The organism is Exiguobacterium sp. s46 (genome assembly GCF_018618875.1).
GTDB classification, from domain to species: domain Bacteria; phylum Bacillota; class Bacilli; order Exiguobacteriales; family Exiguobacteriaceae; genus Exiguobacterium_A; species Exiguobacterium_A abrahamii.
In genome coordinates this window covers 238058-261611 of the sequence record NZ_JACSMY010000003.1, presented here as the reverse complement: position 1 = coordinate 261611, position 23554 = coordinate 238058, and the positions used below count along the sequence as shown (strand labels likewise).

At 47.8% G+C, this 23554-nt stretch carries 26 protein-coding genes, 10 tRNA genes and 1 riboswitch; of the genes, 7 read left to right on the top strand and 29 right to left on the bottom strand.

Going from position 1 to position 23554, the window contains the following annotated elements:
• Window positions 1–106: 106 nt before the first annotated feature.
• The 19 genes from KNQ08_RS14565 to acpS form a co-directional block, all read right to left on the bottom strand.
• A tRNA-Ile gene (locus KNQ08_RS14565) sits at window positions 107–183 on the bottom strand.
• A gap of 18 nt (window positions 184–201) precedes the next feature.
• Window positions 202–278 (bottom strand) — tRNA-Arg (locus tag KNQ08_RS14560).
• A gap of 4 nt (window positions 279–282) precedes the next feature.
• Window positions 283–369, bottom strand: a tRNA-Leu gene (locus tag KNQ08_RS14555).
• A 17-nt stretch (window positions 370–386) separates the two neighbouring features.
• Window positions 387–462 (bottom strand) — tRNA-Lys (locus KNQ08_RS14550).
• A 7-nt stretch (window positions 463–469) separates the two neighbouring features.
• Window positions 470–541: transfer RNA gene (locus KNQ08_RS14545), tRNA-Gln, on the bottom strand.
• Between the two features lie 4 nt (window positions 542–545).
• Window positions 546–621: transfer RNA gene (locus KNQ08_RS14540), tRNA-Asp, on the bottom strand.
• Between the two features lie 36 nt (window positions 622–657).
• Window positions 658–733: transfer RNA gene (locus tag KNQ08_RS14535), tRNA-Val, on the bottom strand.
• A 3-nt stretch (window positions 734–736) separates the two neighbouring features.
• Window positions 737–811: transfer RNA gene (locus KNQ08_RS14530), tRNA-Glu, on the bottom strand.
• A 49-nt stretch (window positions 812–860) separates the two neighbouring features.
• Window positions 861–952 (bottom strand) — tRNA-Ser (locus KNQ08_RS14525).
• Window positions 953–959: 7 nt separating this feature from the next.
• Window positions 960–1034 (bottom strand) — tRNA-Asn (locus KNQ08_RS14520).
• Window positions 1035–1183: 149 nt separating this feature from the next.
• A complete protein-coding gene (locus KNQ08_RS14515) occupies window positions 1184–1624 on the bottom strand; it encodes a SprT family protein (protein WP_195865960.1) in 441 nt (146 codons plus the stop codon).
• The gene (locus tag KNQ08_RS14510) at window positions 1621–3741 is read right to left on the bottom strand and encodes a Tex family protein (protein WP_214806195.1); all 2121 of its coding nucleotides are present in this window, start codon (window positions 3739–3741) and stop codon (window positions 1621–1623) included. Before KNQ08_RS14510 ends, KNQ08_RS14515 begins: the two co-directional genes overlap by 4 nt.
• Window positions 3742–3804: 63 nt before the next feature.
• A complete protein-coding gene (sigB, locus tag KNQ08_RS14505) occupies window positions 3805–4602 on the bottom strand; it encodes an RNA polymerase sigma factor SigB (protein WP_023469620.1) in 798 nt (265 codons plus the stop codon).
• Complete coding sequence (gene rsbW, locus KNQ08_RS14500) at window positions 4568–5050, bottom strand: anti-sigma B factor RsbW (RefSeq protein WP_023469621.1); 483 nt, start codon at window positions 5048–5050, stop codon at window positions 4568–4570. Before rsbW ends, sigB begins: the two co-directional genes overlap by 35 nt.
• Window positions 5047–5373, bottom strand: a complete 327-nt coding sequence (locus KNQ08_RS14495; RefSeq protein WP_023469622.1) for an STAS domain-containing protein — start codon at window positions 5371–5373, stop codon at window positions 5047–5049. Before KNQ08_RS14495 ends, rsbW begins: the two co-directional genes overlap by 4 nt.
• 194 nt (window positions 5374–5567) lie before the next feature.
• On the bottom strand, window positions 5568–5918 hold the full coding sequence (locus KNQ08_RS14490; protein ID WP_023469623.1) for a type II toxin-antitoxin system PemK/MazF family toxin: 351 nt from the start codon (window positions 5916–5918) through the stop codon (window positions 5568–5570).
• 3 nt (window positions 5919–5921) lie between these two features.
• Window positions 5922–6146, bottom strand: a complete 225-nt coding sequence (locus KNQ08_RS14485) for a hypothetical protein (RefSeq protein ID WP_023469624.1) — start codon at window positions 6144–6146, stop codon at window positions 5922–5924.
• A gap of 139 nt (window positions 6147–6285) precedes the next feature.
• Window positions 6286–7359 (bottom strand): alanine racemase, encoded by a 1074-nt coding sequence (gene alr / locus KNQ08_RS14480; protein WP_214806194.1) that lies wholly within the window; start codon window positions 7357–7359, stop codon window positions 6286–6288.
• Complete coding sequence (gene acpS, locus KNQ08_RS14475) at window positions 7337–7717, bottom strand: holo-ACP synthase (protein WP_050679019.1); 381 nt, start codon at window positions 7715–7717, stop codon at window positions 7337–7339. Before acpS ends, alr begins: the two co-directional genes overlap by 23 nt.
• A 68-nt stretch (window positions 7718–7785) precedes the next feature.
• Here acpS and KNQ08_RS14470 point away from each other — a divergent pair, with 68 nt between their 5' ends.
• On the top strand, window positions 7786–8526 hold the full coding sequence (locus KNQ08_RS14470; RefSeq protein WP_064300646.1) for a rhomboid family intramembrane serine protease: 741 nt from the start codon (window positions 7786–7788) through the stop codon (window positions 8524–8526).
• Window positions 8527–8965: 439 nt separating this feature from the next.
• On the opposite strand, the gene KNQ08_RS14465 is transcribed toward KNQ08_RS14470, so the two are convergent.
• Genes KNQ08_RS14465 through KNQ08_RS14455 form a run of 3 tightly spaced genes read right to left on the bottom strand, consistent with a single transcriptional unit; the run spans window position 8966 to window position 10014 of the window.
• Entirely contained in the window at window positions 8966–9229 is a 264-nt protein-coding gene (locus KNQ08_RS14465; RefSeq protein WP_023469628.1) for a hypothetical protein, read from the bottom strand.
• Window positions 9230–9248: 19 nt separating this feature from the next.
• Window positions 9249–9749: a hypothetical protein gene (locus tag KNQ08_RS14460; protein ID WP_214806193.1), complete on the bottom strand. Its 501-nt coding sequence runs from the start codon at window positions 9747–9749 to the stop codon at window positions 9249–9251.
• Window positions 9739–10014, bottom strand: coding sequence for a 4a-hydroxytetrahydrobiopterin dehydratase (locus tag KNQ08_RS14455; protein ID WP_023469630.1), 276 nt, complete (start codon window positions 10012–10014; stop codon window positions 9739–9741). The genes KNQ08_RS14460 and KNQ08_RS14455 overlap by 11 nt, the downstream gene beginning before the upstream one ends.
• 163 nt (window positions 10015–10177) lie before the next feature.
• On the opposite strand from KNQ08_RS14455, the gene KNQ08_RS14450 reads away from it, so the two are divergent.
• Both KNQ08_RS14450 and KNQ08_RS14445 read left to right on the top strand, forming a co-directional pair.
• Window positions 10178–10711: a cysteine hydrolase family protein gene (locus tag KNQ08_RS14450; RefSeq protein WP_050678478.1), complete on the top strand. Its 534-nt coding sequence runs from the start codon at window positions 10178–10180 to the stop codon at window positions 10709–10711.
• Window positions 10712–10728: 17 nt separating this feature from the next.
• Window positions 10729–12180: a nicotinate phosphoribosyltransferase gene (locus KNQ08_RS14445; RefSeq protein ID WP_029342847.1), complete on the top strand. Its 1452-nt coding sequence runs from the start codon at window positions 10729–10731 to the stop codon at window positions 12178–12180.
• 50 nt (window positions 12181–12230) lie between these two features.
• Here KNQ08_RS14445 and KNQ08_RS14440 read toward each other — a convergent pair whose 3' ends face one another.
• Window positions 12231–12557, bottom strand: coding sequence for a hypothetical protein (locus KNQ08_RS14440; protein ID WP_029342848.1), 327 nt, complete (start codon window positions 12555–12557; stop codon window positions 12231–12233).
• A 142-nt stretch (window positions 12558–12699) separates the two neighbouring features.
• Here KNQ08_RS14440 and KNQ08_RS14435 point away from each other — a divergent pair, with 142 nt between their 5' ends.
• Entirely contained in the window at window positions 12700–13191 is a 492-nt protein-coding gene (locus tag KNQ08_RS14435; protein ID WP_149427977.1) for a YwpF family protein, read from the top strand.
• On the opposite strand, the gene KNQ08_RS14430 is transcribed toward KNQ08_RS14435, so the two are convergent.
• Entirely contained in the window at window positions 13188–13778 is a 591-nt protein-coding gene (locus tag KNQ08_RS14430) for a histidine phosphatase family protein (RefSeq protein ID WP_058705196.1), read from the bottom strand. The two genes, KNQ08_RS14435 and KNQ08_RS14430, sit on opposite strands and share 4 nt — an antisense overlap.
• Window positions 13779–13795: 17 nt before the next feature.
• A complete protein-coding gene (locus KNQ08_RS14425) occupies window positions 13796–14785 on the bottom strand; it encodes an alpha/beta hydrolase (protein WP_149427978.1) in 990 nt (329 codons plus the stop codon).
• A gap of 169 nt (window positions 14786–14954) precedes the next feature.
• Here KNQ08_RS14425 and KNQ08_RS14420 point away from each other — a divergent pair, with 169 nt between their 5' ends.
• Together KNQ08_RS14420 and KNQ08_RS14415 are read left to right on the top strand one after the other, a co-directional pair.
• On the top strand, window positions 14955–15968 hold the full coding sequence (locus KNQ08_RS14420; RefSeq protein WP_149427979.1) for a metal ABC transporter solute-binding protein, Zn/Mn family: 1014 nt from the start codon (window positions 14955–14957) through the stop codon (window positions 15966–15968).
• 69 nt (window positions 15969–16037) lie between these two features.
• Window positions 16038–16142, top strand: a riboswitch (SAM riboswitch).
• A gap of 81 nt (window positions 16143–16223) precedes the next feature.
• Window positions 16224–17534: a Na+/H+ antiporter NhaC family protein gene (locus tag KNQ08_RS14415; RefSeq protein WP_075642934.1), complete on the top strand. Its 1311-nt coding sequence runs from the start codon at window positions 16224–16226 to the stop codon at window positions 17532–17534.
• 43 nt (window positions 17535–17577) lie between these two features.
• Here the strand turns inward: KNQ08_RS14415 and KNQ08_RS14410 are convergent, their stop codons facing one another.
• Complete coding sequence (locus KNQ08_RS14410; RefSeq protein ID WP_149427980.1) at window positions 17578–17781, bottom strand: hypothetical protein; 204 nt, start codon at window positions 17779–17781, stop codon at window positions 17578–17580.
• A gap of 157 nt (window positions 17782–17938) precedes the next feature.
• Between KNQ08_RS14410 and KNQ08_RS14405 the strand changes: the two genes are divergently transcribed.
• Window positions 17939–18751 (top strand): aldo/keto reductase, encoded by an 813-nt coding sequence (locus KNQ08_RS14405; RefSeq protein ID WP_050678472.1) that lies wholly within the window; start codon window positions 17939–17941, stop codon window positions 18749–18751.
• A 125-nt stretch (window positions 18752–18876) separates the two neighbouring features.
• Here KNQ08_RS14405 and KNQ08_RS14400 read toward each other — a convergent pair whose 3' ends face one another.
• The 3 genes from KNQ08_RS14400 to KNQ08_RS14390 form a co-directional block, all read right to left on the bottom strand.
• A complete protein-coding gene (locus KNQ08_RS14400) occupies window positions 18877–19338 on the bottom strand; it encodes a hypothetical protein (protein ID WP_029342856.1) in 462 nt (153 codons plus the stop codon).
• A gap of 86 nt (window positions 19339–19424) precedes the next feature.
• A complete protein-coding gene (locus KNQ08_RS14395) occupies window positions 19425–20870 on the bottom strand; it encodes an alanine/glycine:cation symporter family protein (protein ID WP_149427981.1) in 1446 nt (481 codons plus the stop codon).
• 182 nt (window positions 20871–21052) lie between these two features.
• Window positions 21053–23506 carry a CoA-disulfide reductase gene (locus KNQ08_RS14390; RefSeq protein WP_214806192.1) on the bottom strand — a complete coding sequence of 818 codons (2454 nt, stop codon included), beginning with the start codon at window positions 23504–23506 and terminating at the stop codon, window positions 21053–21055.
• Between the last annotated feature and the right edge of the window lie 48 nt (window positions 23507–23554).

The window sequence follows — 23554 nt, the reverse complement described above, 5'->3', positions numbered from 1 at the left end:
AGTCACGATTGACGAAGCTTGCGCTTCATTCGTTTTTGTATTCCGTAGAATACGATTTTTGCCTCATCGTTCAGTTTTCAAAGTTCGTCATTGTTTGTTTTGAAAATGGTGGGCCTAAGTGGACTCGAACCACCGACCTCACGCTTATCAGGCGTGCGCTCTAACCAGCTGAGCTATAGGCCCGTCAAAGCAAACAAAATATGGTGCACCCTGAGAGATTCGAACTCCCGACCCCTTGATTCGTAGTCAAGTACTCTATCCAGCTGAGCTAAGGGTGCGATATGGTGCGGTCGAGAGGACTTGAACCTCCACGATGTTGCCACCACTAGGCCCTCAACCTAGCGCGTCTACCGATTCCGCCACGACCGCAAATATGAAATTAAAAATGGTGTGTCATGCAGGATTCGAACCTGCGACCCTCTGATTAAAAGTCAGATGCTCTACCAACTGAGCTAATGACACATAAAAACTGGGCTGGAAGGGATCGAACCTTCGCGTGCTGGAATCAAAATCCAGTGCCTTACCACTTGGCTACAGCCCAAAAATGGCGGTCCTGACGGGATTCGAACCCGCGATCTCCTGCGTGACAGGCAGGCATGTTAACCGCTACACCACAGGACCGCAATTTGAAGTTGTAAACAACTCTTTAAAAAGAAATGGTGGAGGATGACGGGATCGAACCGCCGACCCCCTGCTTGTAAGGCAGGTGCTCTCCCAGCTGAGCTAATCCTCCATATGGTGACCCGTACGGGATTCGAACCCGTGTTACCGCCGTGAAAGGGCGGTGTCTTAACCGCTTGACCAACGGGCCATATCGTAATTAATAATTATTCTCAAGAAACATTTTCACATAAGAGGTCTGGCGGAGATGGAGGGATTCGAACCCTCGCACCAGTTTCCCGGCCTACACCCTTAGCAGGGGCGCCCCTTATAGCCACTTGGGTACATCTCCAAAAGAATGGCTCCGCAAGTAGGATTTGAACCTACGACCTACCGGTTAACAGCCGGTTGCTCTACCGCTGAGCTATTGCGGAACGTTACGTTCTGTTCGGAACACTTTTATATAGTAGCAACTTTTTTTCTTTCCGTCAATGCTTTTTTAAAAAAGTTTTTAGCGACGATAAGTTGTTTAGTTGCTGTCGTTTTGACGACTTCTATAATTTATCATGCTCCGAAATGAACGTCAACTACTTTTGTAAAAAATCTTTCCACGACACCGACCACATCGATATCTTTCCGTATTCATGCGTCTTTTCCTTCTATATAATGTGCTGCATTTCTCACATTCATAAAGATAGGATTTTTTTTCGTCTTCTTGTCTTCTGGGACTGTATCGAAGCCCACCATAGCGCTCTAACCATTCCTTGAAGTCTTGATCTTGATGACGGTGTCCCATTCCTGCTAGATGTAAATGATAGTGACATAGTTCATGAATCACGATTCCGCGGAAGACTTTCATGTCATCGATATATCGTTTATTGAAGTCTAAATGGTGATCGCCTAAGAAGTAGCGACCACCTGTCGTCTTCAGTCGTGGATTAAAATAAGCTTCATGTCGAAACGGTAAGGAAAATACGTCGAGCGAAAGTTGCTCGACGTATCGTTGTAATTGTTCATTCGTCATTTCGGCGGAACCAGTGTCAAACCAATGCGTCCCCGCTCTGGTTCAACATTCGTCACCCATACCGTCACGATATCCCCGACAGCGACGACATCAAGTGGATGTTTGACACGCTTACGACTAAGCTTCGAGATATGAATCAAGCCATTCTCTTTCACTCCGATATCAACGAACGCACCAAAATCAAGAACATTCCGGACCGTCCCTTGGAACTCCATCCCGACTTGGATCATATCCATCGATAGAACATCTTGGCGAAGCAACGGTTTATCGAGCGCTTCCCGTGGATCACGACCCGGACGTTGTAACGCTTCGATGATATCACGTAATGTCGGTTCTCCGATCTCGAGCGTCTGTGCCATCTCCGGTAATGACAATGTAGACAATTGTTCCCGCACCGTATCCGTTCCAACTTGATCAAGTGTTAAGCCTAATGTCTTGAACAACTTCTCGACTGTTTTGTACTGCTCTGGATGAATCGGCGTCCGGTCGAGCGGATGCGTACCTTCTAGAATTCGCAGGAATCCTGCAGCCTGTTCATATGCCTTTGCACCAAGACGAGGAACTTTCAATAATTCCTGACGCGTCTTGAACGTTCCAAGTTCCGAGCGACGTTCGACGATTTTTTTCGCTGTCGCCTTCGTGATTCCTGCGACATAACTCAAAAGCGGTTCTGACGCTGTATTAACATCAACTCCGACTTGGTTGACGACCGTCTCGACGACGAAATCAAGTGTCTCCTTCAGTTTCGTTTGCGAGACATCATGTTGATATTGACCGACTCCGACAGACTGCGGGTCGACTTTGACGAGTTCAGCCAGTGGGTCCTGCAAACGACGCGCAATCGAAATCGCGGATCGTTGTTCGACTTGAAGCTCTGGAAACTCCGTCCGCGCAATCTCTGAAGCAGAATAAATACTTGCCCCTGCCTCGTCGACGATCGTAAAGGCGATATCTTTTTGCCCCTGCATCCAGTCCGCAACGAATGCTTCTGTTTCCCGTGAAGCTGTACCATTGCCAATCGCAATCAACTCGATTCCATATGTATCGACGAGCTGTGAAAGAGTTTGGCGTGCTTCTTTTGCTTTTTGCTCTGACATCGTCACGTAAATGACGCCGACTTCCTTCATTTCACCTGTCGGATCGATGACTGCCCACTTACATCCTGTCCGGTAAGCCGGATCAAGACCCAACATGACTTTCCCTTTCATCGGTGGTTGCATGTAGAGTTGACGGAGATTCTTACCAAAGACGTCAATCGCTTGGAGCTCTGCCTTTTCCGTCAGTTCATTTCGAATTTCTCGTTCGATGGCAGGAAAGACGGATTTTTTATAGCCCGTCGTGATCGCTGCTTCGACGATATCACGTTTCTTTGGCGCCAGTTGTGCGTAGGAACGAAGCAATGTCGGTAAAACCTGTTGTTCCTCTAACACGACTTTCACAGAGACGATTTTCAATGCTTCCGCACGGTTAATCGCAAGAATCCGGTGCGGAACGATCTGTTGGATCCGCTCACTGTAGGCATAATACTGTGCAAAGACGCCTTTTTCATCGACTGCATCCTTTTTCTGTTTCGTAACGATTTCTGCTGAACGGCGCATTTGCTTACGAATGAACTCACGCACCGTCGCTTGTTCGCCCCACTCCTCGGCAATGATCGATTGTGCCCCGGTAAGAGCTTCTTCCGGATCCAGCCCATTGCTCAAGCGATGGAATGTCGCTTCATCATAAGCAGACTTGTCGCGGAACCAGTCAGCAAGTGGTGCAAGCCCTGCTTCCCGTGCAATTTCCGCCTTTGTCCGACGTTTTGGTCGAAACGGTAAATAGATATCTTCGACTTGTTGTAACGTCGTCGCTTCTTCAAGTGTTCGACAAAGTTCCGGCGTCAATGCACCTTGCTCCTCGATTTTTTCAAGGACGTCACTCCGTCTACTTTCAAGTTGTGTTAATTGTTTATGTCGATCAAGAATCGCTTTGATCGCGACCTCATCGAGTTCACCTGTCTGTTCTTTTCGGTAGCGGGCGATGAACGGAATCGTACCGCCTTCTTCCGTCAATTGTAAGACTGCCTTCACTTGCGCAGGACGTACATTCAATTCACTTGCGATTCTCTTTTCCATCTGCTTCACCTCTCATTCATTATACCGAAGAACGCATGGAAAAGAAAAAAGACTGACACGAGGTCAGTCTTTTGAGAATACTTCATTTGGTTCGACTTTGATCGCTTCACGTAACTTCTGCAAAGCACGTCGTTGGAGACGGGAAACGTGCATTTGTGAAATGCCGAGTAATTCGCCCGTTTCTTTTTGACTCATATTGCGGTAGTAGGCACATTCGAGAATCGAACGTTCGCGGTCCGTTAAGACAGCAAATGCCTTTTCAAGAATCAGACGCTGATCGACGGAGTCGTAGCCGTTTTCTTGATTCCCGACGAGGTCGAGTAACGTAACAGTACTACCTTCCTGATCTGCCTCAATCGAACTATCGACGGATAATGCTTGATAGCTTTTACCCATCTCAAGTGTTTCGAGGACTTCCTCTTCCGATACTTCAAGACGCGCAGCAATTTCATCAATGCGCGGAGAGCGTTGCAACTCCGTCGTCAATTCTTCCACTGCTTTCTTGATTTTCGGTCCGAGTTCCTTGATGCGACGTGGAACGTGGACGCTCCATGTCTTATCGCGGATGAAACGTTTGATTTCACCGATGATCGTCGGAACAGCAAACGACTCAAAACTGCGACCGAATTCTTTATCGAAGCGGCGAAGCGCTGCGAGCAACCCAATCATACCGACCTGAACGAGATCGTCATGAATCGGTCGACCACGCGAGAACTTCCGGGCCAAAGCTTCTACCAAGTCTGAATAACGCTCGAGTAATGCCGCATGCACTTCCTCATCTTGGTCGTCCTGCTGATACAAATCAATCAGTCGAAGTACTTCATCATCACTGTGATGGCGTTGTTGAGACTTTGCTGGCACTTTGACCCACCTCATCTCTATTCATATATTTTGTCATATGGACAGTGACGCCGTTCGCTTTCTCGATCGTTACTTGATCCATCAATGCTTCGATCATCAAGATGCCGAGTCCTCCTTCATGCAAGGAATCGAGATCGTGTGCATCCGTAATCGGTTCACTTTGGCGTTTGACCTCATCTTTATCGAACGTAATGCCGTTATCCTTGACGACAATCTCAAGACGATCATCCGGATAGACGTTACATGTCAAGGCGATGCTACCATCTTCTTTTCCTTCGTACGCATGTTGAACAGCGTTCGCACATGCTTCTGAGACAGCGATCTTGATATCTTCGATGTCATCATACGTGTATCCCATCCGGTTCGCGACGCCTGAAACCGTCAAACGGGCAATGGCTACATATTCCGGTTTTGCCGGTAATGTCATGTTTAGTTGTTCGTTCTTCATTGCGTTCCACCTCTTACACCACTATCGATTGTAATGATGCTTGAAAGACCTGTGATTTCGAATAGACGACGGATGCGTTCAGAAACACCGACGAGCGTGAACGATGTACCGTTCTTTTTCGCTGCTTTGAGTGCTCCGACGAACACGCCGAGACCTGTCGAATCCATGTAGTGGACTTCATCCAAATGGACGACGACATCGTTTGTCTCAACTGCCGGAACTAGTTCTTGGCGAAGTTTTGGTGCTGTATACGTATCAATCTCACCTGCGATATAAAGATGCGTCTGACCGTCAAGCTGCTCTGTTTTAATTGTTAAATCCATCTTCAAGTTCCTCCTCAAGGAAAATCTGTCTATGTGGTCTTGCTATTCATCCTACCTCATCCCTTTATAAAAAGGTCACTTGGGTATGTTTCCCCATAAAGAAAACTTTAAAACCTATTTTATAAAAAAAGAGGTCAAAAAAAGTCGCATACGCTAGTATCGACTCTTCTTGTGTTGCGCTTCTATGTAAGTGCCTAAAAATCAACCAAGCCTAAGCTGATTGCGACGGCACTATTTACCTTCATCATCGTGTCTGGATCTAGATGTGTGACTTTATCCGTTAGACGGCGTTTATCAATTGTCCGGATTTGCTCAAGTAAGATGACCGAATCACGTTCTAATCCGTGTCGCTCTCGATATACTTCCACATGGGTCGGTAGTTTGGCTTTGTCGATCTGTGCCGTGATCGCAGCCACGATGACTGTCGGGCTGAATCGGTTACCAATATCATTTTGTAGAACAAGCACGGGACGAACTCCCCCTTGTTCCGATCCGACCACAGGTGACAAATTTGCATAAAACACGTCGCCACGTTTGACTATCAAAGCTTACACCCCGCTTACTTGACGTAGGAGTGAGAACTCCGCCTCCGTTTCAATCTGGAACATTTCGCCAACGATCGATAAATTGATTGCTGCCATTTCTTCGTAACCACGCTTCAATTCCTCACGTAGCTGACGCTTGCGTTCTTCGGTCGTATGGTTCGACTTCATCCCAATCGTCTCCTTCGCTACATTTCGCTCAACAAACTGCATTTCCCGTTGTTGGACCAAGATAATGGCACCTCCAGATTCACTGAAACCTTAACGAACGACTCACTTTCTACTTCAATATATCAGTCGAATTCAGAAAATACAATCAAAATTCAAACAAATAACATATTTTTGCCATCTTATTGATGTCTTGTACGAATCATTGACGCGGAACACGCTTCGAGAATTGACAGAGAACTTCATAGTTGATCGTCCCGAGCCAATGGGCTGCTTCCTCGATCGGTGCCCCTTCTCCAATCAGGATGACTTCTGTTCCAATTGGATATTCCCGCGGTAAACGAATCATGAGCCGATCCATGCAGACACGACCGACGATTTCGCACGGTAGACCGTCTACGATCAACGAATAGCCTTGGAACTTGCGTGACCAGCCATCCGCGTAACCAATCGGAACGGTACCGATCCATTCATCCGTCGGCGCTGTATAGGTCGCTCCGTAACTGATTGTTTGACCCGGTTCGACTTGCTTGACCTGCATCAGACGACTTTTCAGTGAAAACGCTGGTTTTAAGAACTCGTAATGTCCTGCCATCTCATCCGACGGCATCGCCCCATATAACGCGATACCGACTCGTACGACGTTAAACGGCGCTTGACCTGCTAAACGAATCGCTGCCGCCGAATTGGCACAGTGGACGTAACGGATTTCCGGTACTAGTGCGACATACGATAAAAATGTCTTGAGCTGGCGCTCGAATAACTGACTGTTCAACTCGTCAGCGGTCGCGAAATGCGTATAGATGCCTTCGAGCTCGACGAGATCATCATCGCACTCAGCAAGAATTCGCTTCAACTCATCGACATGTTGTAGTCCGAGTCGTCCCATTCCCGTATCGATCTTAATATGCAAGCGGAGATGATCGATTTCCGTCAAATGACGTTTCGCTTCCTGAAGCCAATCAGCTGAAAAGACAGGAACGGCGACATCATAATTCGAAGCGACTGGTGCATGTTCTGGTAGTAAGGCTTCAAGCATCAGGATCGGTGCTTGGATGCCCGCTTCGCGTAACTCGATCGCTTCTTCAAGGAGTGCGACAGCGAGTAAGTCGGCTCCGTTCTCAAGAGCGATCTCAGCGACTGTCACTGCCCCGTGACCATAGCCGTCCGCTTTGACGACCGCCATCACCTGTTGCTCGCCCATCCGTGTTTTGATTTCGCGTATATTATGTGCGATCGCTTCCCGATCGATTTCAATCCAAGTTGGTCGGTACATCCCATTCCCTCTTCTCTAATAAGACTTGCGCAGATGCATAATGCTCAGAATGTGTGATCGAGACGTGGATGACGCCATCGAATGGTCCACTCATGATCGGTCGCCCTGTCTCATCGTTTAAGACTTCAACGTCTTGCCAAGAGACTTCTTTTCCGACGCCAGTTCCGAATGCTTTGACGAACGCTTCCTTTGCGGCGAAACGTCCAGCGAGATACTCGATGCGACGATGTCCCGAGAGCGATTGAAATCGTTCCTGCTCTGCCTGGGTTAAGATTCTCCCAGCAAAACGTGGCTGTCGCTCGAGCGTTTGCTCGATTCGATTCAGTTCGACCAAATCGATTCCAATTCCATAAATCATCTGAGACGCCTCCACAGTTCTATTCTTCGCCATCTTCATATAGAATGAAGATGAAGCGAGGTGTTGTCATGTTTAGTCGAACGGAAAACCTACAAACGTTCACACGTTCTTATCCGGTCGTTTCGTTGTTCATTTTAATCCAAGTTGCCCTGTTTGTCATCGAACAGTTGGGCCCACTCCTTAATCTGACATTCTCTCCTCTAAATGCAGGGGCATCCATCAATCTCTTAATTGAACAAGGTGAATGGTGGCGTGTCGTCACAGCAACGTTCTTGCATTACGATTTTTGGCACATCGCGTTCAATACGTTTGCTCTCGTCATCTTCGCTCCACCGCTTGAGCGGATGATTGGTCACGGTCGATTTGCAGCCTTTTACTTGCTCGTTGGTACGCTCGCGAACATCTTGACGTACTTCACGAAAATCAATGAACCGTTTTATGGTCAAGCTGGAGCATCGGGTGCCATTCTTGGTTTGCTTGGTTTTTACGTCTACTTGAGTCGATTCAAGCGGACGGTCATCCTAGCAGATGATACACGTCTTGTGTATATCTTTACTGCGGTCACGGCAGTCTTTACGTTGCTCGGATCGAACGTTGCTGTCTTTGGTCACTTGTACGGTTTCGTCCTCGGATTCCTCTTTGGATTCGTCTTTGGTAATCGTGCCGTCCCATTCACACGTCCGTTCCAAACCGGTCGTCGTTCGAGCGGTGGACCTGTCTTCGTAAGCGGTTCTGGTCAACTTGGTCGGATCTTCTTCTATATCATCATCGCGTTTGCCGTACTCGGATTATTCTTCCGTTACTTGTAAACCAGCATGCAAAAAGGACTCCGCTACACACTCGAGTTCTTGCAGATTGTAGATAAAAGGGCTGACTCAAAAAATGACGCATCTTTTCACGCCCTTTCCTCAGGCGAGACACAAGCCAGTTTTCCCGCTCCATTCGAGCAGGAAAACGGGTCTTGTTTGTCTCTGACAGCGCAAAATCGCGTTTTTTCCTGTAGGAGTGGCGTATGACGCGTCATTCTTTTGATACTCGGAAGAAGTAGTAGAGAAGTATTTTGTTCCCTCGACATCGCTTCCTAGGGAAAAACAAGCAAGAGCGACCCTGCAGCGAAGCGGCGCGATGCTTGTCCCAGGAAAACGATGCGAGACGAACAAAAAAAGCGTAATCCTTCTCGTTAGAGAAAAATTACACTTTGTCTTCAGTCTCAAAGGACTCCGCTACACGCGTGAGTCCTTTTTTTGCTTATTTGCGAAGTACTTCTGCTAAGTCCTTCACGTCGTCAATCAGGTTATGGATTGTTTCCTGATTGTCCGTATAGAGTGCTTTTAGTTCTTCAAAGCGCCCTTTTGGATCTTGTTTGACAGCAGACAATTGTGTTCCTGCGCCGCTGAATGTCCGTTTCACTGCTGCAAACTGCGCTTGGCGCGTATCTTTATGCAGTAGTGATAAAGTAGCGCCGACAAGTGCGCCACCAAGTGTTGCTACGACAAAATAGTTCTTCTTCATCTGTTAGTCCCCCTGCATCTCACTCATTTGTTGGTGGTACGATTTGATACCGTTTCATGACGGGAGAAGGCGCGAACGACTTCCCTGCCTCTTCAGCATACTGGTCTACCGTAAGACGTTCAACTGATTTTGCATAACGAACTCCGTCCCCTGTCTCTTGGAACTGAATCAATAAGGCAAGATCCGTTCCCTTCTCGACACGTCCAATCCGAAATGCCTGGAAGCCACCATATTCTGCTCCGATGACTTTCGGATTCGACATCACTTGATGTACGAATAGATCCCCGCTATTTTGATCTGCCGGAATCGACCAGTAGAAGAGACTGCCTTCGTCCGAAAAATTGCCACGTGATTCGAGCAACGTATAGGTATTGCCACTTTGAAAAGGTGATTTCGAGTCCGTCTCCATCCAGAGGATGGCATCGCCGCTTCCGCTAGCGACACGAATATGAGCATCACGGGAACGAATTTGTTCAACGAACGAACCGCTACCGAATGTAATCGAAAGTTTAGATGGCATCACAGGCCTCCGCAAGTTGAAAGTCTTTTTCCGTCAATCCGTTTTCATCATGAGTCGTCGCTGCAAGTGTGACGTTTTTATAGTCGATCACGATCCTTGGATGATGATTCAAGTTTTCAGCGATACTTCCGACTTCTTGTACGAAATCCAGTGCCGCAGGAAACGATGCAAGTGTATAAGTCCGGACGATTTCATCATCCACGACACTCCAATCCTGCAACCGCTCAAGACGCTCTTCCACTTCATACTCATTCAACCTAGCCATCCCTTTCTCCTCCTCTACTATCATTTTCGTCCTATACCTTATACCCCATTCTTTTACTTCTCTATACCTGTTTGTATCCGATTTCTTCCTTTTGCCTTCTGTGTGAGATAGAGTACAATGTGAAAGAGAACACTAATTCAAAATCGGAAAGGGGCTTACGCATATGCGCGCTCTGATTGTCATTGATTACACGATCGATTTCGTTGCTGACGAAGGAAAGCTGACTTGCGGAAAACCAGGACAAGCGATTGAAGAACGGATCGCTACGTTGATGGAGGAGTTTTCAACGGAAGATTACGTAGTCATCGCTAACGATATTCACGAAGAAGGCGATACATTCCACCCGGAAACCGTCCTCTTCCCGCCACATAATATCCGCGGAACACATGGACGTGATCTATTCGGGAAAGTCGCAGCCATGGCACGGGTCGCCGATCACGTTATCGACAAGACGCGTTACAGTGCGTTCGCCGGGACGGACCTTGATTTACGCTTGCGTGAACGCGGTATCCGCGAAGTCCACCTCGTCGGTGTCTGTACGGATATTTGTGTCCTTCATACAGCTGTCGATGCCTACAATCTCGGGTATCGTATCGTCGTCCATGCCGATGCGGTCGCAAGCTTTAACGCGACTGGTCACGAGTGGGCGCTTACACATTTTAAACAATCGATCGGCGCAGAAGTCGTCGGCGAATAAGAAGGGATCTGTCCGTCATGTTACAACGTAATCTTGCACTCCATACCGATCTGTACTTACCACGGTGGATGTATATCTATTGGAAAGAAGGACGTCATAATGAACGTGCCGTCTTTGATGTTTACTACCGTTCGAATCCGTTCGCAGGAGGCTATGTCGTCTTTGCAGGTCTCGAAAATATCATCGAGTATATTCAAACACTCCGTTTCACGGAAGAAGATATCACGTACTTGCAAGAGATGATTGGCTTCCCGGATGAGTTCAAGGATGAACTGCGTCAGTTCAAGTTCAATGGCTCGATCTCAAGTGTCAAAGAAGGCGAAATCGTCTTCCCGAACGAACCACTGATTCGGATCGAGGCACGCATCTTTGAAGCGAAGCTCTTACAGACCGCGATTCTGAACATCGCGAACCACGAATCGCTCATCGCGACGAAGTACGCACGTATTCGTCAATCGGCTCCCCGTGCGAAGTTCCTCGAAGCTGGTGCCCGTCGCGCGCAAGGCATCGATGCCGCTTACTTCGGAACGCGTGCTTCGTACCTGGCTGGTTTTGACGTCACAAGCCTTGCTTCAGCAGGACGCGACTTCGGCATTCCGTGTGGTGGAACGATGGAACATGCTGACATTCAATTCCACGATGACGAATTGACGGCATTCCGGACATTCGCTTCTCATTATCCGGATCAGGCGACATTACTCGTCGATACGTACGATACGCTCAAGAGTGGTCTTCCGAATGCAATCACGGTTGCAAAGGAGCTCCAAGCCAAAGGGCATAAACTGCGTGGCATCCGGATCGATTCTGGCGACTTATCTTACTTGTCAAAACGTGCCCGTAACATGCTTGACGAAGCTGGCTTCCCGGAAGTCGACATCGTCTTGTCAGGGGACCTCGATGAGTACGTCATTCAGGACTTACGCATCCAAGGTGCCCAAGCCAATACATTCCTCGTCGGAACACGTGGTATTACAGCTTACGAACAACCGGCTCTTGGGATGGTTTATAAACTGGTCGCGCGTGAAGTAGATGGCGAGCTCGCACCCGTCATCAAAGTATCCTCGTCAAAAGCCAAGACGACGACACCTCACATCAAAGAAGTCTATCGCATCATTGATCCGGTGACGGATAAGTTCAAAGGCGATTACGTGACGTTGATGGACGAAGATCCGTCGACACTTGAAGCTGTCGATCTCATCGACGTCCGAGACCCATCGTTCCGAAATCGCATCGAACAGTTCAAGGTCGAGCGGTTACTTGAACCAATCTTCAAAGATGGAGAACTGGTCTATACGGTCCCAACGATTGAAGAAAGTCGCCACTTCCACGAAACACAGATCGGTCGTCTGTGGGAAGAGTACAAACGGCTGCGGTTGCCAGAGATTTATGCTGTCACATTCAGCGATCGTCTCTGGAAGCTCAAACTCGACATGATTCGGGACACTCGACTGGCAAGTGGGTTAAAATAAGACACAAAAAAGCGCCGTTCTTCCTCCATCGGGATGAACGGCGCTTTTTCTCATGTTAATCCTGCTTCGTTTCCGACAGGTGTCATTTCTGTTGGCGCTTGTTCCATCTTCTTACGAAAGTACCATGCGAAGCCAAGTGCACCTCCGATGAAGACGATATACGTGATGCGTTGACCGAATTCAGCTAAGGAATCCGCGTAGAAAATACTGATTAAATGATCACTTCCACTAATGAGTAGCAAACAGGCAATCAGGAGCGCAATGCGATATGCAAGCGTCGGGCGGTCTGTCGGTTCAGCATGCCAATACATGATGATATGGTGGGCAAGTAGAACGATACCCAGGATTCCTAATATTCCAATGAGTACTTGCGGCATAATGAACGATCCTCCTGTTTAGTAGTATCTAGTCTTATTTAAACATAGTTCATACGAATTTCGTCAGGAAAAGTTTCCCGTCTTACATTCCTCACGGTATACTGTAGGAAAATCGTAAGCGATCAAAGGAGGGCATTTTTTCATGAAAACCTTTAAGTTATGCACATTACGCATTTTAATGGATGAGTCAGGACGTGATACGACGATTCCCGTCGCCATTCAGGACGGATTGACGGTCAGTACCGAACAGACGGCACAGTGGGTTGCAGAAATCGTCGTTCCTCCGACGGATCAGCCGATCGTCGATGAATTGTTCACAAAACATTTACGTGCTTTGATTGAAATCACGATCTCACGACCTGATAATGACCCTGCCGCGATGATCGTCACGCCTCTTGAACGGACTGTCTTAAGCGAAAACGTCTCGTATGTCTTCACAGGTAAGATGGTCATGATGAAAAATGATTTATCTGAATCGATCTTACGCGAAGTCGTCGAAGATGGATTCGCTGGCGAAGAACTCGTTCAGGAGTATAAGGATCGTCGTTCAAAACGTGGTGCCCATATCACAAGTATCGCTAAAGAAACGTTCAAACAATATTTGATAGAGCATCCGAACACGCCCGTCTCTTAAGGTTTTTCGACCTCGTCCGTGATGTGGTCCGCTACGTTGATTCGATCAATCGTATAGCGATCCGTATGATGGATATAATTCGCACACGCGTTTTTCAAAGGTGTCCGGTAACTAAATGTCGCGTCAATCGATGATAATGCTGCCTTGATCGTATGCGAGTGACAGACGATTAGAATTCGTTTCCCTTCATACATGCGTGTCACTTCCTGTAGCGCCTCGAACACGCGATCCTGGATGGCTTGTTCCGTTTCAAGACCCGGCACAAGCGTCGTATCGTTCGCTTGAACGGCCTCGTAAATCGCTGCGACTGGTTCACCGGAAGCGGCTCCGAATTCGCGTTCGACAAGTCGCTCGTCTGTCGCTGTAATCGTTAAACCAACAGCACGACCGATGATTTCTGCTGTCTCAACGGCACGCGACAAGGGACTTGCTAACAAGACATCCCACTTTTCATTCGATAGATAAGCGGCGCTAAGTTCCGCTTGTCTTCTTCCTGTTGCATTCAACGGGATATCTTCTCTTCCTTGAATCCGTTCGTTTAAGTTCCAATCCGTCTGACCATGCCGCACTAAACAAATTTCAGTCATGTCTCTATCTCCCTCATTTAAGAAATATGACTGATTGTATCATGTTTTCCATTCGGAAGTTGTCGCGGTGGCAACAGTAGCACCTGACAGGTGAAACGTTCAATTCGTTCAAGCAATCGCTCAATCTTTAACGGATTTTCCGTCTGAGCGAAACTGGCAAGTGAGTGGGTGCCATTCGGAAAGGAAAACAAACGAACATCGGCTCCGACATCGGCTCCCTTCTCAACGAAATGCAAAGCTTGAGAAAACGGGACGATCGGATCTTTTTTACCGTGCAAGAGCATGATGGGCGGGGCATCCGATGTTAGGTGCGTGACGGGTGAGACGTGCGTCATCAGCTTGCGCCATTCTTCTCGTCCCCCCTTGTAGAACTTAATGTGGGCAATCCAAGTCTGAATGAAATTAAACAACAAAAAGTTCGTCGGTGGATATAAAGCGATCACACCACTGATCAATGGCATGTGCCGCTCATCGCGCTCACCGACGAAAGCAGATGGGGCAAGTGCCGTCGTCAGCATGAGTGCGGCTCCTGCTGAGTCTCCCCATACCATCATCCGTCCTCTTAGAATGCGAAGATCCTCTGCTTCCTTATTCAAAAAACATAACGCATCCCGTACATCTTCGAGGTTATCCGGAAAATAACTGCCCTCTTCGAACAAACGATACTCAATACTACAGACGGCAACTCCGAGTTCAAGCAGACGGTCGACGATTGGACTAAAGCAGAACATGTCATCGCGCTCTCCACGAACGAATGCACCACCGTGTGCATAGATGGCAACTGGAAACGGTCCTTCTCCCGGTGGATAATAGAGATCGAGCTGTAAGATGCAGTCTCCCACCTGTTTGTAGGTGAGCGTCCGCGGTGCAAGTTGTTTTTCTGTGAGTGGCAAGGCGGGTTCGGTCCATCGAAGCAATGCACCATAATTGTTCCAGATACTCGCTCCCGCTGCTGCCGTCGTCAATAACGCAGCTCCCCCCATTAGCCATGCAGTTTCACGTTTCACTTGATCACCTCCAAAAGACGTGCCAGTTTCTTCACTTTATTATCCTTCTACCCCGTTTTAAAAGAAGTCGAACGTCTCGGTATTCGTACTTGACGCTTCACCAGCGTTCCGCTATAGTGAGAAAGTCCAAATCGGAATAGTTACGTTTTAATAATGGAGGTATCATATAATGAAAAAAATCATTCCCGCTTTAACAGTCGCTTTCGCAAGTGCAAGTGTTCTCGCTGCTTGCGGTTCGAATACCGATTCATCGACTTCAGATAAAACCCAGACAGAAGTCTATGCATCAACGTTCGCGACGGCTGCTATTGCCCGCGAAATCGGAGGGGATCAAGTCAACGTCAAGATGATCGTCCCACCTGGAGCAGACCCCCACTCTTACGAGCCGACGTCAAAACAACTCACCGAGATTGCTAAGGGCGACTTGTTCCTCTTAACCGGTACGACGCTCGAGCCGTATTCGAAAAAAATCCAGGAGAGTCTAAAAGGCACGGATGTCCGCTTCGTCGAGACGAGTAAGGACGTCAACTTGCTAGAATCGGATGCTACACTTCATGCACATGAAGAAGAGGAGCATAGTGAAGACGAACATGCCCACGAAGAAGAAGGGCACGATGATCATGCAACGGATGAACATGCGCATGAAGAAGAGGGTCATGACCATGGAAAATACGATCCACACGTCTGGCTCGATCCTGTCAACGCAAAAGCAATGGCACGCTCGATTACAACTGCTTTATCAAAAGAAGTACCAAAAGACAAAGCAACATTCGAGAAAAACTTAAAAGCGTTCGATCAGCAAGCTGATGAATTGGACGAACAATTTAAACAAGCTGTCGCTGATGGATCGAAAAAAGAACTTCTCGTTACGCATGCCGCTTACGGTTACCTCGCAGAACGATATGGTTTCACACAACTGCCGATTGCGGGAATTTCTCCTTCCGATGAACCGTCACAAAAGCAACTGGCCGCTTTAGTGAAAGAAGCACGGATGCATGATTTGAAATACGTCGCGTTCGAAGAGACGGTCTCACCAAAGGTCGCACGTGTCATCCAAAAAGAAATCGGAGCTGAATCCGTGACGATTCATAATCTAGAGTCGGTCACGAAAGCGCAACAAAACAGCTCTTATTTCAAGTTGATGGAAGAAAACGTCCAAACATTGAAAAAGGCACTTCAGTAAAGTACAGTTGACACGCGTTACTCAATGCGGTACGGTAAGAAACGTGTTTTACAACAATTGAATGACTTCTTTTTATCGCGAGAAACGGAGGGACTGGCCCAATGATGTTTCGGCAGCGGACGATTTGATTCGTACTGTGCCAAATCCAGCAAGCGAAAGCTTGAGAGATAAGAAGAGCGTCTTTATTTCATAAAGACCTCCTTCTTTCTTGCGAAGGGGTCTTTTTTTGTATCTTTGAGAAACGAGGTGTCAACAATGAATGAAACGATCACGCCTAACAAATGGGCACTGCTTCCCCTCGTCGTATTCCTAGTTCTCTTCATCGGAGCCGGGATCTTCTATGACGACTTTTACAAATTTCCGATCCTTATCGCCGCACTGATCGCTTTGATTTTTGCTGCAATCACGACGAAAGGATCCATCAATCAAACGGTCGAACGAATCGCAACGGGTGCCGGAAATCCTGATATCATGATCATGGTCTTCATCTTCTTACTAGCCGGTACGTTTTCTGGAACAGCAGAAGCAATCGGCGCCATCGATGCGACCGTTAATGCTGCTTTGACGTTCCTACCTCCGTCGCTCCTCATGAGTGGTCTGTTCATCATCGCTGCCTTCATCTCAATGGCAATGGGGACATCGACTGGAACGATTGCTGCACTCGCGCCAATCGCCTTCGGTATTCATGAAGCGACAGGCATCAACGTTGCGATCGCAGCGGCTGCTGTCGTTGGTGGATCGATGTTCGGCGATAACTTGTCGTTCATCTCGGATACGACGATTGCCGCCGTCCGGACCCAAAAAACGAACATGCGCGATAAATTCCGGACGAACTTCATGATCGTCCTACCGGCTGCTATTTTGACGGTCATCCTACTCGCATTCGTTTCTGGTTCTGGTGACGTCGTCGAAGCAAAAGCATTTGAATTCTACAAGTTGATTCCATATCTCGCTGTCATCGTCCTTGCACTATTTGGCGTCAATGTCATTCTTGTCTTAATTGGTGGTACGTTACTCACCGGCATCATCGGTATGATTGATGGTAGTTTCGGCTTGAGTGGCTTCGTCCTCTCGATGTCTGAAGGAATGATGGGCATGGCGGAGATCTCCATTTTGACGCTCCTCATGGGTGGTCTCGTCAGCTTGATTACGTTCAACGGTGGAATCGCCTTCTTAAAAGAGACGCTGACACGCAAGATTTCACAGCGTCGTGGTGCCGAATTCAGTATGGCGGCACTCGTTAGTGCAACGAATCTCGCGACTGCAAACAATACGATCTCGATTCTCGTCGCTGGACCACTGGCAGCTGAAATCGCCGATACGTATGAAGTCGATCGAAAAAAATCGGCGAGTATCCTTGATATCTTCTCTTGTGGTATTCAAGGCATCATTCCGTATGGAGCACAACTATTGATCGCAGCAGAATTGACGAAAACGGCTTCACCGGAACTGATTCCGTATCTGTTCTATCCGTTCCTCCTCTTCGTCTGTGGATCAATTGCCATCTTCTTCGGCTTACCACGCATGAAGAAGACAGCGACGAAGCAAGAAAAAATTTCTTCGTAACCATAAAACAGGTCCAATCGCGTCGACGATTGGACCTGTTTTATTATTTATTCTGCTTCGCTTGTCGTTCTAAGATTAAGTAAGCGATTGCCGGAAGCGGGAACTGAACGAGTCCAGCGCCTCCCCACACCCATGGATTACGTCCTGACTTTCGCGCACTAAGAAACAGACCCACTGCCTGCGTTACTAACAAGGCGCCAATGCTAAGCCAAGTACATTTGGATAGCTTTTTATTCTTTTGAGCCATCTTTTCTCCCCCTCTTTTAACACACGATTAAATCTCACGATTCTTTTCTATTTTACCTTATTTCATTCCTCCATGAGCATGGAAACGGACGTCTTCGTTCGTTCATGCTAAACTAAACGAGCAAATCTAAACTACGTTTTATGAGGAGGAGTAACACATGCAATACGCAAAACTTTCAAACGGTATTACGATTCCCCAAATCGGATTCGGTGTCTGGCAAGTAGATGAAGAGACAGAAGCACCTGCTGCTGTCGCTGAAGCATTACGTGTCGGCTATCGTCATATCGATACGGCTGCTGTCTACAAAAACGAGCGCGGTGTCGCAAAAGGAATCAAGGAAAGCGGCGTGAAACGTGAGGATCTCTTCTTAACGTCAAAAGTCTGGAACGATGATATTCGTGCCGGTCGGACGAAGGAAGCATTCGCAGAATCGCTCGAACGTCTCGAAACAGATTATCTTGACCTCTATCTTATCCACTGGCCGGTCGAAGGCTATATCGAAGCGTGGAAAGCAATGGTTGAACTGTATGAAGCAGGCAAGATCAAAGCGATCGGTGTCTCGAACTTCAAAGAACATCACCTCGATACATTGGCAGAAGAGGGCTTGATGGCACCAATGATCAACCAAGTCGAGTTGCATCCACAATTACCGCAACACGAACTGCACGAATACTTGCAAGATCACAACATTCAAGTCGAAGCATGGAGCCCACTCATGCAAGGGAAATTCCTCGAAATCAACGATTTCAAGGAAATCGCAGAGAAACACGGCAAGACACCTTCACAAGTCGTCTTACGTTGGCATCTCGACAACGGCATCGTCGCTCTTCCAAAATCCGTTACACCAGAACGCATTGCGGAAAACTTCGACGTCTTTGATTTCCAACTCGATGCCGATGATCTTGAGAAAATTGATCGTCTGGCAACGGATGTCCGCCTCGGACCGGATCCGGACGAAATCGATTTTTAATCTGACGATTCACGTAAAAGAGAACGTCTTCCATATGAAGACGTCTTGATTCATCTGAACGACGAGAGACCCGTTTCCAGTCTACGACTTGGAAGCGGGTCTCTTTTTTTTATGATTTAAGCTGTTCAGACATAATAAATTAAAATCGTATCTTCCGCTTCTTCTGCCTTTTGAAAATAGGCACGTAAATCGGCGAACTGTTCCCAGATATCCTCGAATTCGCCCGGTGTTCCGGCTTCATCATGAATCGAAGCGAGTGCCCGTTGATCAAAATTCCGCATCACCTCAGCCGAGATGATGAGGAGTGGCAAGGGCAGAATACCGACAATCGCCGCTTTCTCCTCATTGACGATCAACTCTTCGCCAACGATCGCTCGTCCCAGGTTGTAATGTGTGTCTTGATCAATATAGATATCGATTTGATTCATCAAATGATAGATGGCGTTCGTCTGTTCGAGGGCGAACAATTGTTCATGATCGGGTTGTGTCTCATGAATGAATAAAATCCAATCCATGATGATGTGGGGATCGTTTCCGAACGACTCCCAGACCGCATCCGTGACGCGGACGAAATGTACGTTTTCCATTCTCCCCCTCCCTTCTGTACTCTGTATTCCCTTTTTAAATTCGTTCTATACAAAAAAAGAGCCAGATTTCTCTGACTCCCTTTTCCTTAAATTGCTTTTTCGTCTTTTTCTGATTCTTGCCATGCTTCAAGCGTATCTTTCCCTGGCAAGTTCGGAATCGAGTCCGTATAGAATCGTGGCTCTTTTCCAGCTTTTCGTTGCCCGACATAATCTTCGAGCGCTAGTTTCGCGATTTTCGAGAGACGGAAGATCGCATACAAGTTAACGATCGCCATCAGTCCCATAAAGATATCTGCTAACGCCCACACGAGGTTCGCCGATTCAACGAGTGAACCGAAGACGATCATGACGAGAACGAGCATACGATATGCCATCAAGACTTGTTTATTTTCACGGATGAAGTTGATGTTCGATTCACCGTAGTAGTAGTTTCCGACGACGGAACTAAAGGCAAAGAGGAAAATCGCGACGACCATGAATCCTGTCGCGAGTGATCCCACTTGTGATGCGAGCGCCCCTTGTGCTAAGTCGATCCCAGCTACCGGTTGACCACTAGCATCTTTTGTTGCCACTCCACTGACGAGAACGATCATCGCTGTCGCCGAACAGACCATCAACGTATCAACGAAGACCGCAAACGATTGAATCAACCCTTGTTTGACCGGGTGAGAGACTTCCGCTGTTGCCGCCGCGTTCGGCGCTGAACCCATACCGGCTTCGTTCGAGAACAAACCACGACGAATCCCGTTCAAGAGTGCTGCACCTACTGCACCACCTGCGAGTGTCTTGAATTCGAATAGACCTTCTTGGAAGATCAATTTAAAAATACTTGGCAGTACTTCAAGATTCGTAGCCATGATGTAGAGTGCGATCAGAATATAACCACCGGCCATGATCGGTACGAGGAACGACGCGACGGTTGCGATACTACGGACGCCACCAAAGATGACAAGTGCCGTCAGCACGACTAGTCCGACCGTAATCCATGTCTTATCAAAGCCGTATTGATTTTGAAGTGAAAGCGAGATCGTATTCGATTGAACGGAATTGAAGACAAATCCGAATGAGATCGTAATCAAGATACTAAATAAAATCCCTAACCAACGTTGACCTAGTGCTTTTTCCATGTAATAGGCAGGGCCCCCACGCCATGCCTTATCGTCCCGTACCTTGTAGATCTGCGCGAGTGTACTCTCGACGAATGCCGATGCCGAACCGATCAAGGCGATCAACCACATCCAGAAGACCGCTCCTGGTCCACCGAGTGCGATCGCTGTCGCGACACCCGCGATATTACCAGTACCGACACGTGCTGCCGTACTGATCGCAAATGCTTGGAATGGCGACACGCCGTCTTTCCCTTTATCCGTTCCTTGGAACAGTAAGCGTAACATCTCCGGTATCATCCGGAATTGAACGAACCGCATCCGGAATGTAAAATAAATGCCTAATCCGATGAGTAAGATGATCAGTACGTTTGTCCATAACATATCACTGATTCTACTGACTACATCCATTACCTGCTTCTCCATCCGATTCCCTCCACTTCCACCACATAGTTTCTCTTTTTAGATGTAAACTTTTTTCACATGTGAATTATCATACGCAATTTTTTTTGAAAAATCAAACTCATCTATACCTCAGACGACAAAAAACGTGTCAAACCTCACATCAGATGTCAGGTTTGACACGTTCATTTAAACAGGTTTTTAGATTAGATGAACAGATTCAGATTGGCACCATCCGTTGCACCAAGGTAACTGGCGACGCCACCATAATCGATATCATCCAGTAATTCCTCTTTCTTGATGCCCATGATATCCATCGACATCGTGCAGGCGATCATTCGGACACCAGCAGCTTGTGCTTTTGCCATCATCGTCTCGAGTGCATCGACTTGTTTGTCCTTCATGACTTTTTTCATCATTTTTTGACCGGCGCCTGCCATGTTCATGTTCGAGAGCGGCAGCTCCCCGGCATGTTTCGGCATCATCATGCCCATCATCCGTTCGATTCCTGCTTTCTCAACTGCCGGTGCGTCTGGTTTTCGAATGATGTTCAAGCCCCAGAACGTAAAGAACATCGTCACTTGTTTTCCCATCGCTTGTGCACCTTGCGCAATGACGAAAGAAGCAAGTGCTTTATCAAGATCACCACTGAAGACGACCATCGTCGCATCATCTGCCGGATTGACTTGAACCGGCGCTGCAGCTGGTGTCTCCCCTTGCCCTTTTTCAAGCAAGACCTCGACGACCCCTTGATTTATTTCCGCTGAATGGACCGTGTGACCTAGTTTTTTCGCCCATGCTTGAACGTCTGGCAAGAATCCTGGGTCTGACGCCTTGACGAAAATTTGCTCGCCGTCCGTCATCTGATCGATTTTTGTTTTCAGCTCTAAGATTGGACCTGGGCACTGTAAACCGCACGTATCGAGCAGTGCCACTTGTTCTGGTGTAGCCTTCGTTTTTGGCTCACGTTTCGTTACCGTCACAGCAGTCTCCTCCTTCGCTTGGCTTCGCGCTTCTTGATCACGATGCACGACCGACCATGTTTTGTAGCCACCGCTTAAGTTTTTCACATCATAACCGTGTTGTTGCAACAGTTGACTTGCAACATATCCACGTAATCCGACTTGGCATGTCACATAGATCGTTTGATCCTTCGGCAGATCATCCAACTTCTCACGTAACGTCGGTAACGAGATATTGACTGATCCCGGAATCGCGCCTAACTCGTTTTCCGATGGTTCACGGACATCGAGTAATAAGCCGCCATTGGCGACGATCGCATCGATTTCGTGCCAATGAACGTTCGCACTGTCACCAAGCACGATGTTCGACGCAATATATCCTGCCATGTTGACCGGATCCTTCGCTGAACTATATGGCGGTGCATATGATAGTTCAAGATCTGGTAGATCAAGCACTGTCAATCCACCTTTAATCGCTGTCGCGAGGACATCGATTCGTTTCTCGACACCTGTCATGCCGATTGCCTGCGCTCCGTAGATCGTTCCTTCGATTGGATCAAACAGTAGCTTCATCGAAATCGGACTCGCCCCTGGGTAGTACCCCGCATGCGATCCCGGGTGGAGATGCACCGCTTCGTAACGAAGACTGAGCTGACGTAACCGTTTTTCATTGTTACCGGTCGAAGCGACCGTCAAGTCGAAGACTTTTGCGACCGCTGTTCCGAGCGTGCCGCTGTACCGGACGTCGCGTCCGGCGATGATATCTGCAACGAGGCGTCCTTGACGGTTTGCCGGCCACGCGAGTGGAACATGTGTCGCTTCCTTCGTGATATAGTCTTTAACTTCGATTGCGTCACCAATCGCAAAGATGGATGGATCGGATGTCCGTAGTTGGTCGTCGACTTGAATCGTCTGTTTGATGCCAAGTGTTAAACCAGCATCTGCTGCGAGCGTGCTCTCCGGTGCAACACCAATCGATAGGATGTTCATCTCTGTTTCGATTACGCGTCCACTTGTCAGGACGACGCGGCGACCTGCCTCTTCAAAACGAGCGACGCCATCTTCTAGAATCAACTCGACGCCTTTCGTACGCAGATGTTCATGAACGATTGCTGCCATTTCTGGGTCGATCGGAGCCATGACTTGATCCGCCATCTCAACGAGGGTGACGTGCGCCCCACGTTCGACGAGATTTTCTGCCATTTCAAGACCGATGAATCCTCCACCGATGACAAGTGCTTTATCAGGACGATTTGTATCAACGTATTCTCGCATCCGGTCCGTATCTGGGATGTTCCGTAACGTAAAGACGTTCGTTGCGTCATCGAGTCCTGGAATGTTTGGACGAACCGGTTTTGCACCTGGAGAAAGAATCAGATGATCGTACGATTCATCGTATTCTTCACCCGTTTCGACGTTGCGGATCGTGACCGTCTTCGCTTCACGGTTAATCCGAATCGCTTCCGACAAATTGCGGACATCTAAATTAAACCGTGCATGCATGCCTTCTGGCGTTTGGACGAGTAATTTATTACGATCTTTGATGACATCTCCGATATAGTACGGCAGTCCACAATTCGCGAACGAAATCTCTTTTCCCCGTTCAAGCAAAATGATTTCTGCCGTTTCGTCAATCCGACGCAGTCGTGCTGCTGCCGTAGCGCCACCAGCGACGCCACCTACGATGATCGTTTTCATCTGATGATTCCTCCTCGATTTTCTATCTGCCACTTAATATACCCTGTT

Bases quoted from the DNA above. Each gene is read 5' to 3' on its own strand.
- KNQ08_RS14515 (WP_195865960.1), bottom strand. From the start codon at position 1,624: ATGACGAATGAACAATTACAACGATACGTCGAGCAACTTTCGCTCGAC.
- KNQ08_RS14510 (WP_214806195.1), bottom strand. From the start codon at position 3,741: ATGGAAAAGAGAATCGCAAGTGAATTGAATGTACGTCCTGCGCAAGTG.
- rsbW (WP_023469621.1), bottom strand. From the start codon at position 5,050: ATGAAGAACGAACAACTAAACATGACATTACCGGCAAAACCGGAATAT.
- KNQ08_RS14495 (WP_023469622.1), bottom strand. From the start codon at position 5,373: ATGGATTTAACAATTAAAACAGAGCAGCTTGACGGTCAGACGCATCTT.
- alr (WP_214806194.1), bottom strand. From the start codon at position 7,359: ATGTACCGACCAACTTGGATTGAAATCGATCGGGAAGCGATCGCACAT.
- acpS (WP_050679019.1), bottom strand. From the start codon at position 7,717: ATGATTTATGGAATTGGAATCGATTTGGTCGAACTGAATCGAATCGAG.
- KNQ08_RS14470 (WP_064300646.1), top strand. From the start codon at position 7,786: ATGTTTAGTCGAACGGAAAACCTACAAACGTTCACACGTTCTTATCCG.
- KNQ08_RS14465 (WP_023469628.1), bottom strand. From the start codon at position 9,229: ATGAAGAAGAACTATTTTGTCGTAGCAACACTTGGTGGCGCACTTGTC.
- KNQ08_RS14460 (WP_214806193.1), bottom strand. From the start codon at position 9,749: ATGCCATCTAAACTTTCGATTACATTCGGTAGCGGTTCGTTCGTTGAA.
- KNQ08_RS14455 (WP_023469630.1), bottom strand. From the start codon at position 10,014: ATGGCTAGGTTGAATGAGTATGAAGTGGAAGAGCGTCTTGAGCGGTTG.
- KNQ08_RS14450 (WP_050678478.1), top strand. From the start codon at position 10,178: ATGCGCGCTCTGATTGTCATTGATTACACGATCGATTTCGTTGCTGAC.
- KNQ08_RS14445 (WP_029342847.1), top strand. From the start codon at position 10,729: ATGTTACAACGTAATCTTGCACTCCATACCGATCTGTACTTACCACGG.
- KNQ08_RS14440 (WP_029342848.1), bottom strand. From the start codon at position 12,557: ATGCCGCAAGTACTCATTGGAATATTAGGAATCCTGGGTATCGTTCTA.
- KNQ08_RS14435 (WP_149427977.1), top strand. From the start codon at position 12,700: ATGAAAACCTTTAAGTTATGCACATTACGCATTTTAATGGATGAGTCA.
- KNQ08_RS14430 (WP_058705196.1), bottom strand. From the start codon at position 13,778: ATGACTGAAATTTGTTTAGTGCGGCATGGTCAGACGGATTGGAACTTA.
- KNQ08_RS14420 (WP_149427979.1), top strand. From the start codon at position 14,955: ATGAAAAAAATCATTCCCGCTTTAACAGTCGCTTTCGCAAGTGCAAGT.
- KNQ08_RS14415 (WP_075642934.1), top strand. From the start codon at position 16,224: ATGAATGAAACGATCACGCCTAACAAATGGGCACTGCTTCCCCTCGTC.
- KNQ08_RS14410 (WP_149427980.1), bottom strand. From the start codon at position 17,781: ATGGCTCAAAAGAATAAAAAGCTATCCAAATGTACTTGGCTTAGCATT.
- KNQ08_RS14405 (WP_050678472.1), top strand. From the start codon at position 17,939: ATGCAATACGCAAAACTTTCAAACGGTATTACGATTCCCCAAATCGGA.
- KNQ08_RS14400 (WP_029342856.1), bottom strand. From the start codon at position 19,338: ATGGAAAACGTACATTTCGTCCGCGTCACGGATGCGGTCTGGGAGTCG.
- KNQ08_RS14395 (WP_149427981.1), bottom strand. From the start codon at position 20,870: ATGGAGAAGCAGGTAATGGATGTAGTCAGTAGAATCAGTGATATGTTA.
- KNQ08_RS14390 (WP_214806192.1), bottom strand. From the start codon at position 23,506: ATGAAAACGATCATCGTAGGTGGCGTCGCTGGTGGCGCTACGGCAGCA.